The organism is bacterium, assembly GCA_019912885.1.
Classification (GTDB): Bacteria; Lernaellota; Lernaellaia; order JACKCT01; family JACKCT01; genus JAIOHV01.
The window spans coordinates 1-12,737 of sequence record JAIOHV010000106.1; the positions used below are offsets into that span (position 1 = coordinate 1).

The window sequence follows — 12,737 nt, forward strand, 5'->3', positions numbered from 1 at the left end:
GCCGGCGCCGTCGCGGCCGATCTCTATCTCGCGCTGCGCGCGATGGTCCGTATCGTCCTTGGCGCCGGTTTGATCCACGCGCGCGACTCCGACGATCTTTTGCGCGACGAGCTGCTCAAAATCGCCGCCGCTTTTTGCGGCGTCGCCACGGTCAGCAAACACCCGCTCATCGCCGGGCTTGAGCGCGCCGCCGTCTCGAGCGCCGCCGGGCTGCCGCCGCGCACCTATGCGAGGCTGTCGGACCTCGTGCTGCCCGCGCTGATCGCCCGCGTCACGCACGATCGGCTTGGCGCGCGCACGGGGCTGGCTGTCTCCATGATCGCGGGCGCCGGCCTTCGCGGTGCCGCGGCGTACGGAACGATGCGCGCGTTTTCGATCCTCGCGCTTTCCCATATCGAGGAGATCGACCGCCTGCACCCCTGGCGGCGGCACGAGGAGCGCGCGCGTCTTTCGAAAATCGACGTCGAGGACCTGGCCCGCGTCGTGCATGCGGTGGCGTGGGCGGATCGGTCGTTTGGCGCGCGCGAACGCGCGATGATCGGTGAAATCCTGAACCCGCTGCGCATCACGGGCGAGATGAAGCTGCGCGTGCGCGATTGGCAAAAATCCCCCGCGCGCCTCGGCGCGGTCCACGCGGACCGCGCGCCCCTGCGCACGCGGGAGCTGATCTACCGCGCCGCGTTCCTCGTGGCGGCCTCGGACGGGCCGGTCAACGCGCGCGAAACGCGCGTCCTGCGCGACGCGGCCAAAAAGCTCGATCTCGCGCCGCCGGTCGTCGAGGAAATCCACGCGGAAACGGTGACATGGTTCGAGTTTTGATTTCGGCGGTACACAGAGGGCACGGAGGAGGCGTGACTTGTCGCTGAGCGGTTTGTCTTTCTGAGCGAAGCGAAGAATCTCCTTCCGCGGTGGCACGGGGCGAGACCCTTCGCTTCGCTCAGGGTGACAAGTCGCGCCCTTTGTGCCCATTGCGTCCCCCTGGTGAATGCGGCCCTGCTACGACCTTCCAGTCTTATCGTTCCTCGGTGTCCTCTGTGTCTCCTTCGTGCCCTCTGTGTTCCGTCGAAAAAACCTGCCGCTCGCCACGCGCCTCCAGCACCCGCAAGCCGCCCAGAAACGCGATCATCGCGTGCTGGTTGAAATCCACGCGCACGTCGTTGTCCACGAGGCCGCCGCGGATGCCGCCGCGCGCGCGTCCCGGGTCACGCGCCAGGTAGTCGATGCGCGGGCCGTACTGGCAGTTCATGATGAAGCGGCACGCGCGCAAAACCGCGTCGCCGTATTGATCGGCGCGCGCGGTTTCGCCGGCCGCGTGCGCCAGGTCAAACGCCGCGGCGAGGGCTTCCGTGCGCGCGGAGGCCGGCGTCGCGCGGGGCGGGCGTGAGTTGTCGAATCCGCCCCATTCGTCACGGTAGCGCACCTTCCGCCCGCCCCCGTGCTGATGCTTCACGTACCAGTCCGCCAATTCAAAACACGCCGTTCGCCATTGGGGGTCCGGGTCAAGACGTGCCAACCTTGAAAGCGCCTGCGTCAGCCAGGCGTCCGGCACGTCGCGCTTCCTGAAGTCGGCGATCTGAAATCGCGCCATCTTTTTCGCCTCGTCCAGAAGCGACGGATCGCGCGCGCGTTCGTAATAGCGGACGAGCGCCAGCAGGCTCTCGCCGGGAAAGTAGAGCACCGGCGGATCGGGCTCCCAGCGCACCAGCCGTTGCGCCCAGGATCCGTACGAACCGCCTGACGGCGCGTTCATCGCGACGAGAAACTTCGCGTAGCGCGCCATGCGCGCCTCGTCCTCGGGAGTCGCCTCCGGTGTTTCCAGGAGCGACAGCAGCCCGAGCGCCGTCGCGCCGAGGAACGACAGTCCGTTCTGGCGCACGCTTTCCAGGCCTTCACCGAAAAGCGGCTCGCGCGAGATCGATACCATGTACGCGAGCGACGAATCGGCCGCCGCGCCGATCGCCGGATCGTTCAGGACCTCGTTGGCCTCGTAAAGGCCATAGACCGTCGCGGCGTGACGAACGACGCCGTAGTAGAAGGAAAGATTCGTCTCGTCGGGGATCGGCTCGTAGATATAGGTAAAGCGCCCATCGTCCTCCATCAGCCTTCTGACGAAATGCGCGGCCTCGGACAGCGCTTCGCGCAATTCCGCGGGGCGTGGATCGCCTTTTTGCGGATCGAGCCCGCGATACAGGCGGCGCGGCGGCGCGCCCGCGGCATCCTGGATGAACGCTCGCGTGCGGAACCTGTAGAGGTTGGCGTTTCGCCAGCCGTTCGATCCGCGCCCGGCCGCCTTCGACAGGCGCGAAAGCCAGCGCGTGTTGCGGCGGTGCGCGCGGTTGCCGCCCTCGGCCACTTCCCAATCGCCCGTCAGGATATCCCACGGCGGCAGCATCACGAGGCGATCGGGAAGTTGCAGGATCACTCCGTCGAGCCCGGCCTCGAGCGCCATGCGTCGCGGCTCGTCGCGCACTCGCAGCTTCTTGCGCTGGTGCAACAGATCGACCTTGATGGCACAGCGGTCGGCGATCGGCCGAAAACGTGCCGCGACCGCCTCGCTTACGCGCAGTTTCGCGGCGGCCTCGCGAAACGCGGCATCCCACGGACCAGGCTCCGATTGCACGAAAACCGGGTCGACCCCCGGCGCGAACAGCGAGACGAAAATCTGCGTTCGGGGGATATCGACCACGGGCGTCGCAACCTCCGCCGCCGGGTCGGCGACGATGCGCCGCAACGCGCCGGCGATTTCGACCATTTCGCTTCCGCTTGGCCGGGCGCGTTCGGAAAAATATCCGAGCTCGTCCAGGTGACGCAGGTCCGGCGCCGGCCACCACGCGACAAGCGCCGCCAACGTCGCCACGGCCAGAATGGCGAGCGCCCCGCGCTTATTTCTTCGCGTCATGTCGCGACCTCAGCCGCCGCGGTTTGTGCGGCGGGGATGATCGGCGCGGCCGCTCCCTGGCCGGCGTCGTAGGCCGCTTCCAGGATCGAATCGATTCTCGAACGCCACCACGCGGCGCCGGCGTCATTCGGGTTCTCGTGCAGTTCCCGCGAGATCGCCGCCACGTCGCGCACGTAGGCCGGCGCGATCAGCCCGCCCGCGTTTTGGGCGCCCGGCGGAAGCGGCATCGCCGCGAGCAGGTCGATGTCGATCTGCGCCATCGCGCGCCCGGTCTCGCCCGCCACGGCGGCGTACAGCGCCGCAAACGGCGCGCTGTTCACGAGCGCCGCGACGAAATGCAGGATCTCGTCGCTGCCGGCAAGCCCGACGTGCAGGTTGTTGGTTGCCCACAATCCGCTTGCGTCCACGGCCGCGCGCGGCCGGTCGCCCGTCTGATTCACCAGGAGCTTCGCGCTCTCGTACCAGCGGGCGTGATATCCGGATTTGTAAAGGGCCGCGTCGCGCCGCGCGAAATGGCCCGCCCAACGCACGTCGAACGCGCGAAGTTCGCGCCCGCTCGCGATGAGCGGGACGAGGTTGTCGGCGTCGTCGCCCGCGCACACCGCTTGGCTGCGTTTGCGGCTCGGACATTGCAACGCCGCATCGCTTTCCCGGTCACGAACCGCGACCGTGAGGGAGCGGGTTTCGTCCGGCGTCACCACAAAACTCGCGCGGCCGTTTTTCGCGACGAGCCCCGACCGGAATTGCACGATGCCGGATAGCGGCGCGCCGGAAAACGCCCGCGTCACCCGGCGCCACGTTGCGTCACATGCGATCGGGGAGAAACGCGTCGCCGGCAAAGCCGCGAATGCGCGCGCGCTTATTTTCGCGGACGCGGCGCCCGTCGCGCCCAGGGCGTCCACGTTTTTCGCGCGCACGATCGTCACCACGCGGCGCGTGCCGCGATCGTCCGGCGACGCGACGAGGACAACCGTGCGTCCGGCGTCGCCCCGCGCGAACGCGCGATCGATGACGGCCAGGCGCTCGACGCGCCCGCCGCGCGCAAGCAGCTCCTCGCGCAAGCGGCGAAAATAACGGCCGGTCAGAAAGCTGTCCGGCAGCACAAGCCCCACGCGGCCGTCCGCGCGCACAAGCCGCAGCGCCAGTTCGACAAACAACGCGGGGATATTGATCTTGTATTCCGCGGACAGCGGAAACCGCGCGCGCAAATCAAGGCTTTTCGCGGCATCGAGCGTCGCCGCGCCGCGCAAGCCGTGGGTGATGTAGGGCGGATTGCCGACGACAACCTCAAACGGCCCCGCGCCCACGCATCCGGGCGCGATTTGGGCATCGGCGAGCGCGCGAATGGTGTCCGGCGCGAGCGCGTCGGCGTCGAGGATGGTCGGCGAGACACGGAACCGGGATTGGGAAGCGAACTTGACCAGCCCCAGCCGCGCGACGATCACCGCCAGCGGGTCGGTGTCCACGCCAACAACGCACTCCGCCGCGCGGGCGCGGGCCTCGTCAACGGGCACGCCGCGCGCGATGGCCGCGTCCGCGATGCGCCGCGCCGCCGCCAGAAGAAAACGCCCGCCGCCGCACGCGGGATCAAGGACGCGCAACGCGAGCGGATCGTCCGCGCGTTCGAGCGCCGGCGCGAGCGCGTGGTCGAGCACGTATTCGACAAGCGGCGCCGGCGTATAGACCGTGCCGCGCGCGCGGCGGTCGTGCGCGTGACCGGGCGCCGCGGCGAGCATGGCGTCGTAGAGATTGTCAAAGCGCACGGGATCGCCCCCGGGGACGCCCCCGGGAACGCCGAGCTCCAGCTCGGCCTCGGGAATGGAAAGCACGTCCTGCCGATCGATCCCGTCTGCTAGGGCGTCGATCGTCTCGCACGGGTGCGTCATAAATTTCCGCATCAACCACGCGGCCGCTTGCGGAAAATCCACGCCGCGCGCCCCGGCGTCGGCGAAAAACGCGCGAAGGCGCTTTTGATCGTCGTTTGGGCGAGGCATGCGTCTGTCCATATCGTCCATCGTGTCCATTCTGTCCATGGTGTGTCCGTACGAACCGCGCACTTGGCGATGTCAGGGCCGCAAATGGAGGCCCCGCTCCGAGCGGGGCCGGAATGCGCGGTCGGCACCGCATTGGCACGATGGATGGCGATCGACAGCGGCGATGCCCGGCGGCGCCGACCGCGCACTCCGCATTCGCTTCGCGAACGCTTCGTTTGCGGCCCTGACGGGGTAACAGGAACGGGTGAGAAGATTGTGATATAAAGCAGACATCGGGAGGAAACATGCAATCGGTACCCGAAAAACGTCGCGGCGACGATTCCGTCGATATCGAAAAAAAGCCGCGCACGAACGGCAACGGCAAGGCCGCGTCGCTCGACCTGACGTTGCGCGTGACGGACCCCGTCGTGGTGGATGCGCTTGCCGAAATCGAGGATCTGGTCGAACGCGAGGAACGTGCGCTCGTGGCGCTGAAGATCGGCGTCCTCGCGCTGCGGCAGGGCGCGGACGAGGCGGGCGCGCTGCGCGTCCGGCACGAGGGCGAACGCCTGCTCGCGGAGCTGGCGACCACCTTCAAGGGCAGCGAATTGACGCTGCGCGAGTCGATCCACCAGACGCTCGCGCCGTTCCTCGACAAGGAGCGCGCCGAAAGCCTGCCGCAGCAGCTTTCGCGCCTTTTCGCGGCGGACGGCGAACTTGCGCGCCTGCTTTCGACGCACGTCGGCAGCGATGGCAGCGTCATCGTGGCGACGCTCGAGAAGCACCTGGGCAAGGACACACCGCTGTTTCGCCTGCTCGATCCGGAGCACACCGACGGCCTGCCGACGCGGATGCAGACGATCGTCGAGGAGGAGCTGGCGGCGCAGCGCAAGCAGATTCTCGCGGCGTTCGATCTGAACGATTCGTCGTCGACGCTGTCGCTGCTTGTCGCGAAGATGAACGAGGCGCAGGGCGATTTTCGCAAAGGCGTCGGCGAGGACATCGACACGCTCAAAAAACAGCTTTCGCTCAACGTCGAGGACTCGGCGATCTCCGTCATGAACAAGGTACTCACGCGCGCGGTGGAGGAGATCGTCAAGAAGCAGTCCGACTTCCAGACGGAAGTACGAGCGCTGCTGGAAAGCGAGAAGACGCGGCGCGAGGTGGAAAAACGCACACCGCTGCACGGCGACGCGTTTGAGGTCGCGGCGGTCGAATTGATCCGGCGCGAGGCGGAGGCGACCGGCGACCTGTTCGAGGCTGTCGGCGCGATTCCGGGCCTCGTCGGCAAGAAGGGCGACGCGCTCGTCATCCTTCCACCCGATCATTCGTGCGCGGGCCAGCGGATCGTTTACGAGATCAAGGACGACAAGTCGTACACGGACCGGAAAGTCCTCACGGAGCTTCAGGACGCCAAGAGGAATCGCGACGCGTCAATCGGCGTTTTCGTCCGCTCGCGTGAAACGGCCGCGAGCGGCGAGCCGCTGCGTCGATTCGGCGAAGACCTTGTCGTCGTCTGGGATCCCGAGGATCCGGCGTCGGACGTGTATCTGAAAGCCGCGGTTTCCGTCGCGCGCGCGCTCGTTCACAAGAAGCGGTTCGCGCATGCCCAGCTCGGCGTGAACGTCGAGGCGATCGATCGCTCGATCGCGCACGTCGAGGAACTGGTGAAGGCGCTCGACGACATCACGACGCTGACCAAGACGATCCGGAACAACTCCGACAAGATTCAAAAGCACGTCGACAAGACACGCGAGTCGATCCTCGAGGCCGTGCGGGATCTCCACGCCCACTTCGCCGGCGTGAAAACGGCGCTGGAGTCGGGCGGGGAGTAGTTTTCCGCGAAACGCGATGTCGGAGCCGCGACCGTCACGGAGCGGGTTTCACCAACGCGCGACGAACCGCGACCGTCAGGGAGCGGGTATTTGCGCGATGGACAAAATGGACATCATGGACCCGATGGACGGACGGGACAGGCCGCACGCGGTGCCACCGGGTGCCCATCGAAACGGCGTGTGCCAATAATCTTCAATCTCCCGTCTTCAATCTTCAATAAAAAAGGGCACGGCCCTGCTCGGTGCAGAGCCGCGCCCTTTGGCGATTCGTTTTCGCGGACGGCTACGGGATGACCGGCAGCAGGTCCGTGAAGATGCCCATGAAGTCGTTGTTCGAACCCATGATGGTCTCGTCAACGAGATACAGGCCGTAACCCGCCACGTCGAACGACGGGATCTGGATTCCGCTCATGAGCTCGCCCAGGAACGGAATGAGCAGTTCGCCGAGGATCGGCGCGACGTTCTCGAACAGCGCGTTATCCCAGTCCATGAGCGGTTCGGCGAAGACGTAAACGGTCATCGTCGGATCGTCGAAGTCCACCCAGAGGGTGTTGTCCGGGAAGGTGATCGAAAGTTCGCCGGGGATGATGATGCCGACCGCCATCTCCAGGAAGAGCGTCTCGTCGGAGCCGTCGTCGACGTACATCGACACGAGCAGGTCGCCGAGCTGGAACTCGATGGGGATGAAGCCGTCGGTTTCGGCCTGGCCGCTCGGCGGCGCCACCACGAGGACCGGCGGCAGCAACGGACGCAGTTTGATGTCCACATCGCCCGGCTTGGCAGCGTGCAGGCCCGGGAACGCGAGTTGCATGAAGACGTTGTCGGTCTCCACGACCGCGTCGAAGTTCTGCGAGATCATGCCCGTGCGGAACAGCAGATACAACGCCTGGTTGATGAGGTCGTCACCGAGCACGACGCCGAATCCGTAGGGGTTCTGCGTGCCGGGGACGTTGGCTCCGATCTCGGTATCCGCCGGCGGAATGCCCGGGGTGTAGAGGGAGCCGCCGAAGTCGGGCACGCCGGGGATGGTGTCGGGCGAGCTGACGCCCATGTTCATCTCGATGGTGCCGCCGTCCTGATCCCACAGCACCGTTTCGATGGCGTAGGTCACACCGAACTCGGCGCCGCCGACATCAAACGAGAAGTCGGTCGGGAGCTGGTTGAGCAACTCCTCGAGCAGATCCGGCACGGTGTCGGAGAGCACGTCGTTGATGACATCTTCCATGAGATCGCTGATGTCGTCCTTGAACCAGTCCTCGAGTTCGTCGGGGAAGTTGTTGATATCAAACGAGAAGCCCTGGATGCTCATGCTGATGTTTTCGATCTCGACGGTGAAGTGGTCGTTTTCGTCCACGTAGATGAACGCGTCCGAATCGAGCCGGATCTCATCCATGTCCACATCGCCGGAAATCGAGTAGCCGATGCCGAGAATGGTGCCGCGCACCTTGAATTCGAGGTGGATGTCGTTGACGCCGGCGACGAGCTTGATGCCGAGGCTCGGCAGAACGTCGAGCGAGAAGAACGGATCGCCGATCGTGACCTGTTGCACCTCCGCGCGCGCGCTGGCGATCGTGATGCCCCAGAATTTCACCTTTTCATCGAAGATCGGGTTCAACGAGTAGAGCAGGTTCGGAATCTGGTCGATGAGCTCGTTGAGGATCGGCATCATGAGATCGATCAACTGGTTGAACCCGCGCTCGTTCATCCGGAAGAACATCGCCGGCTGGATGAGCGCATTGTCGGGAACCTTTGAGCCGTTCATCGTGCTGACGGACGCCTTGGACGTATTGCCCGAGCCGCCCTCGGTGACCGTCAACTCCATGATGTTGAGGCCGTGCTCGAGGTTGTAGTCGTGGCTGAACTGGCACGCGTTCGGCGGGCCGGCGAGGTTTCGGACGGTACCCGGTGAATCCGAATACACGATCGTATCGTTCAGATAGTTGCAGCCGTTCACGATGCCGGAAATCAGGATGGAGTTCTGATCCACCCACAGGCCGCGTTCGGGCGTCCAGATTTCGATATCCGGCGCCGTCACGTCGATGACCTGGATGGTTTCCGTATCCGACAGGCCGCTCCACGGAGGCGCGGCGGTGCCGGTGATGTCGAAGATGCCCTGGTCGTTGAAGGTGATGTCGCCGGCCGCCGGCGTGTCGTCCTGCACCCCATTCGTCGGATTGACCGAAAACGCCGCGTCGACGGTGTCCACGATATTGCCGTACTGGTCCTTGATGACCGCCTCGGGATGCGTGAACTCGCCCTGATTCAGCACGGGGTCGGGAATGAGGATGTCGAGCCGGAACGGATCGCCCGCGAGCACCTCGACGACCTGTTCGGCGAACAGGCCCGTGCCCACCACCGTCGCGCGCACGGTGACGAAGCCCGCGCGGGTGAAGACGAAATACGCCGGGTTGCCCTGCGTGATGGTAACGCCCCACGTGGGGGAGGTCGTCCACAGGACGTTCGCGAAAATTTCCTGATCGTCCTCGTTATACACGGTGGCCGTGCCGGAGATCTGCTCGCCCGCCTGCGTTTGCAGCGCGGACATGTCGATCTCGATCGAGCCGGCCTGGTCCGGGTCCACCCACACGAACGCCTCGCCTTCAACGAACTCGCTGTCGAGAATCGTGGAAAGCGTGATCGTGAAGAAACCGGGCTGCGTGAACAGCACCGTCTGGTTCAGTTCGTTCACCGTCACGCCGTTGGCCGGCAGGACGTCCCAGTCAACCGTGACCTCGTCCGAGCGATCATCGCCGGTCTCGTCGATGACGGCGTAATCCACCGTCACGAATTCGCCGGCCTCGATCTGGTTCTTGTCGAGCGTGACCTGGATGTGCGGTTCGATAAGCTCGATCGAGAAGTAGCTGTAGGCGTCGACGATGCCCTGCGGATTCGAGTCCGGGTCGACGTGGTTCGGATGCGTTCCGTAGATGCGAAGCGTGTAGTCGCCGGGATCGACATACGGAAATTCGCCGCTGACGAATCCGCCGCCGACCGTGAGGTCGCCCGTCCAGTCCGCGTACCCGGAGCCGTTATCCACAAGGACATGAATCGTGCCCGGATCGATGTTGAAATACGTCGCCTGAATGGGGATGTCGCGGTAATTGAAGATCGCACCGGGCTGCGGCTCGATGATTTCGATCTTGCCCATGTCGATGGAGAAATTGACGGAATCCGTATCGCTGCCGCCCGAACCGTCGAAGACGTTCGCGACCAGCGTGTGGCTGCCCGCGTCGATCGCGAAGACGCCGGTGATCTTGGTGGAAGTGACGGTCAGGTACGAGGTGATGTCGTCGCCGTCGAGGGTAACGACCGTCAACCCGACGTTGATATTCGCGACGTTCGCCTCGATATCGAAGGTGTAGCCGTCGAACTCCTGATTGTCGGCCGGCTTCACGAACGCGACGGTGGGGAGGTCGTCATCGTCGTCGTCCGCGTCATCGTCGGAGTCGTCGTCGGAGTCATCGTCCGAGTCGTCGTCCGAATCGTCGTCCGAGTCGTCATCCGAGTCGTCATCCGAGTCGTCGTCCGAGTCGTCGTCGGCGTCGTCGTCCGAATCGTCATCGAAATCGTCGTCCGCGTCGTCGTCCGGGAAGGTGTCGTCGTCGCCGATGTCGTCATCGCCCGGAGGGGGCGGGCTAAAATCGTCGTCGTCATCGCCGACGCGAGAGCCGCCGTTGTCCTCGCCGCCGCCGCAAGAGCACGAGGCCAGCGAAAAGGCGAGCGCCAGTACAAGAAAGACCGTAAGCGCGGTCGACCGATTCCGCGTCATGTTCGGATTCCTCCCAACCCCTAATGGCTTCCCAAATTACGCATCTTGTTCGCATTCGGGGCGAACGCAGTAAAGCGAATTTCTCAGTCGCAAATGATATCCCCTCCCGCCGCGTGGCGTCAACGCGGCACCCACGAAAAAATGCCCCAAATTTCGGGTATTTCAACGAAAATCGTCGGGAAATTGTCACCGCCCTCGCCGGAGAAGCGGGAAAATATCCGCCGCGCGGGGGCTCCGGAGCGAACGGCATCACCGCGCTTGGCGGACCGAAATTCGTGCGTTCCGGATCACGCCATCGCCGCGAAGCCGTTGTCGCTGGCGTTTGGGACGTGTTATTGGGAACAGGAACGCTGGGGTTTTTCCATTGTGGAGGTGATTCATGAGGCGTTTTCCCCGTGCGATTTATTTTCTCATCGCCGCGAGTGCGATCGCGATGTCGCCGTTCGCGGCGTCTTGCTCCTGCTCGGGCGACGATGACGACGACTCGGACACCGGCGATTTGCCCACCGTGGACGATGACGCGGCGGACGACGACGACACCGCGGGTGGCGACGATGACGACGCCGGCGACGACGACGATTCCGCCGGCGACGACGATGCGGGTGATGACGACGATGACGATGACTCCGGTGACGACGACGATGACGATGACACCGGTGACGACGACGACGATCTTGACGACGACACGGGCGATGACGACACGGGCGACGACGACACCGGCGACGACGACACCGGCGACGATGACACGGGCGACGACGACTCCGCCGTGGCTTACGATCACCTGGTCACGATCGACGGCTCCGATGTGGACATCGATCCGCTGAACATCGACGTCGGCGATACGGTGCGTTTCCTGAACGAAGACTCGTTGACGCATCGCCTGATGAGCGGCACGCCGGGCAACCCGGACGGTGAGTTTGACACCGGTAATCTCGGCAACGGCGATTTCTTCGACCACACCTTCGACTCGGTGGATTCGTACACGTACTATTGCTCGCTGCATTCGGGCACGATGTTCGGGTACGTGATCAACGTGTCGGCGGTGAAATAGCGTACACGTTGCCGAGGCGAAAACGGCGGAGTCGCTAGGTGTTCATGCGTTTCTGCAAAAAGTACTGGAGTTCGATCACCATGTCCCTCAAAGTTTTTCCGCCGACGCCCTGAAATTTCAGGAAATTCGCGGCTTCGAATTGCAGGATTTCCTCTATGGTGTGAATTCGGTTCGCCATCAGGATATTGGTGAGTCTTGCGGGGAGTTTCATCGTCCCCAAATGCGTTTTCCGCAGCGGCTCGGGTAATTTCCCGGCCAGCTCTTGCAAAAGGGGGTCGCCCAGCGCGGGGAGCCTCTTTTGCGTCGAAACGATTTTCGCCTCCGACTTCACGATGACGCGAAGGATCCTGGCAGGCGGCCGATCCATGTAGGCCGGTTTCAGACACTCGACGAGCTGCTCCCCCCCGATAGGCTTGGGGCAAGGCCCCAGAATCAAAAGAGCCGCCTCGGGCGTTTCGGGAAGCACCGGTTCATACGTCAGACCCTCGATGTCTTCGCCCAGGCGCCAGAAGCGGTCCGGATCCGTCGAAATCGGCGTTGCCGGCTCCTCAATGGACGCGTGTCCCGGTTCCGCGATGACGGCGGGCGCATCGCCGGAATCGGTTTTCCGCAGTTTTCTCAACGCCTCGATGACCTGTTTCTCGTCGCGCCCCCGCAACGCGAAAATCAAAAACGGGTCGTCGTCGAAGCGGTCGCCGAGAACGTAATACACGGCCGCGATATGCTTGCAGGGATTGGCCCAGTCCGGACAGGAGCACACCGTTTGCAGGTCGTCGATCCTCTTCGGGAACAACGATGCGCCGACCGCGGAGAACGCCTCCTCGATCGCCTGCGGCATCTCCCCCGCCAGCAGTTTTGCCGCGAAAAGGGCTTGCGAGGCCAAGGCCTTGAAGATTTTTTCCCAACTCGCGTCCGACAGGGGCTGGATTTGCAACTTGACCGCATACGGCGTTCTTCGGCTGCCCTGAACCCGCGATCGGACGACGCCGGCGCCGATGTCGATGTCGATCACCTGCCCTCGGCGCGCGTAGGTTCTCCCCCGCGCAAGCCGCGCGCCCATGTCGAAGGACTCCAGCACGCCGATCCACCGGGACGACCACCACGTTCCGCCGATTTTTTTCTCGACCTTCAAGCCGTCCTTGACCTGGCGCGCCAGCTTTTTCTCGAATCGGGGCCTATAGCCGTCGTCGTCCCATCGCCACCCGCCCAT

7 protein-coding genes are annotated in these 12,737 nt (G+C 64.4%); 3 read left to right on the forward strand and 4 right to left on the reverse strand.

Annotated features, from left to right (window positions below):
* A partial coding sequence (locus tag K8I61_08925; GenBank protein ID MBZ0272147.1) for a TerB family tellurite resistance protein occupies nt 1–819 on the forward strand: 819 nt, incomplete at its 5' end.
* Nucleotides 820–1,012: 193 nt separating this feature from the next.
* On the opposite strand, the gene K8I61_08930 is transcribed toward K8I61_08925, so the two are convergent.
* Together K8I61_08930 and K8I61_08935 are read right to left on the reverse strand one after the other, a co-directional pair.
* Nucleotides 1,013–2,899: a hypothetical protein gene (locus K8I61_08930; GenBank protein MBZ0272148.1), complete on the reverse strand. Its 1,887-nt coding sequence runs from the start codon at nt 2,897–2,899 to the stop codon at nt 1,013–1,015.
* Nucleotides 2,896–4,893: an N-6 DNA methylase gene (locus K8I61_08935; protein MBZ0272149.1), complete on the reverse strand. Its 1,998-nt coding sequence runs from the start codon at nt 4,891–4,893 to the stop codon at nt 2,896–2,898. The genes K8I61_08930 and K8I61_08935 overlap by 4 nt, the downstream gene beginning before the upstream one ends.
* 284 nt (nt 4,894–5,177) lie before the next feature.
* On the opposite strand from K8I61_08935, the gene K8I61_08940 reads away from it, so the two are divergent.
* Complete coding sequence (locus K8I61_08940; protein MBZ0272150.1) at nt 5,178–6,707, forward strand: hypothetical protein; 1,530 nt, start codon at nt 5,178–5,180, stop codon at nt 6,705–6,707.
* Between the two features lie 283 nt (nt 6,708–6,990).
* Here the strand turns inward: K8I61_08940 and K8I61_08945 are convergent, their stop codons facing one another.
* Nucleotides 6,991–10,476, reverse strand: coding sequence for a hypothetical protein (locus K8I61_08945; GenBank protein MBZ0272151.1), 3,486 nt, complete (start codon nt 10,474–10,476; stop codon nt 6,991–6,993).
* Between the two features lie 379 nt (nt 10,477–10,855).
* Between K8I61_08945 and K8I61_08950 the strand changes: the two genes are divergently transcribed.
* Nucleotides 10,856–11,527: a hypothetical protein gene (locus K8I61_08950; protein MBZ0272152.1), complete on the forward strand. Its 672-nt coding sequence runs from the start codon at nt 10,856–10,858 to the stop codon at nt 11,525–11,527.
* A 34-nt stretch (nt 11,528–11,561) separates the two neighbouring features.
* Here K8I61_08950 and K8I61_08955 read toward each other — a convergent pair whose 3' ends face one another.
* Nucleotides 11,562–12,737, reverse strand: coding sequence for an SWIM zinc finger family protein (locus tag K8I61_08955; GenBank protein MBZ0272153.1), 1,176 nt, complete (start codon nt 12,735–12,737; stop codon nt 11,562–11,564).

Excerpts from the sequence above, each read along its gene's own strand:
- K8I61_08930 (MBZ0272148.1), bottom strand. The coding sequence starts at position 2,899 with ATGACGCGAAGAAATAAGCGCGGGGCGCTCGCCATTCTGGCCGTGGCG.
- K8I61_08935 (MBZ0272149.1), bottom strand. The coding sequence starts at position 4,893 with ATGCCTCGCCCAAACGACGATCAAAAGCGCCTTCGCGCGTTTTTCGCC.
- K8I61_08940 (MBZ0272150.1), top strand. The coding sequence starts at position 5,178 with ATGCAATCGGTACCCGAAAAACGTCGCGGCGACGATTCCGTCGATATC.
- K8I61_08945 (MBZ0272151.1), bottom strand. The coding sequence starts at position 10,476 with ATGACGCGGAATCGGTCGACCGCGCTTACGGTCTTTCTTGTACTGGCG.
- K8I61_08950 (MBZ0272152.1), top strand. The coding sequence starts at position 10,856 with ATGAGGCGTTTTCCCCGTGCGATTTATTTTCTCATCGCCGCGAGTGCG.
- K8I61_08955 (MBZ0272153.1), bottom strand. The coding sequence starts at position 12,737 with ATGGGCGGGTGGCGATGGGACGACGACGGCTATAGGCCCCGATTCGAG.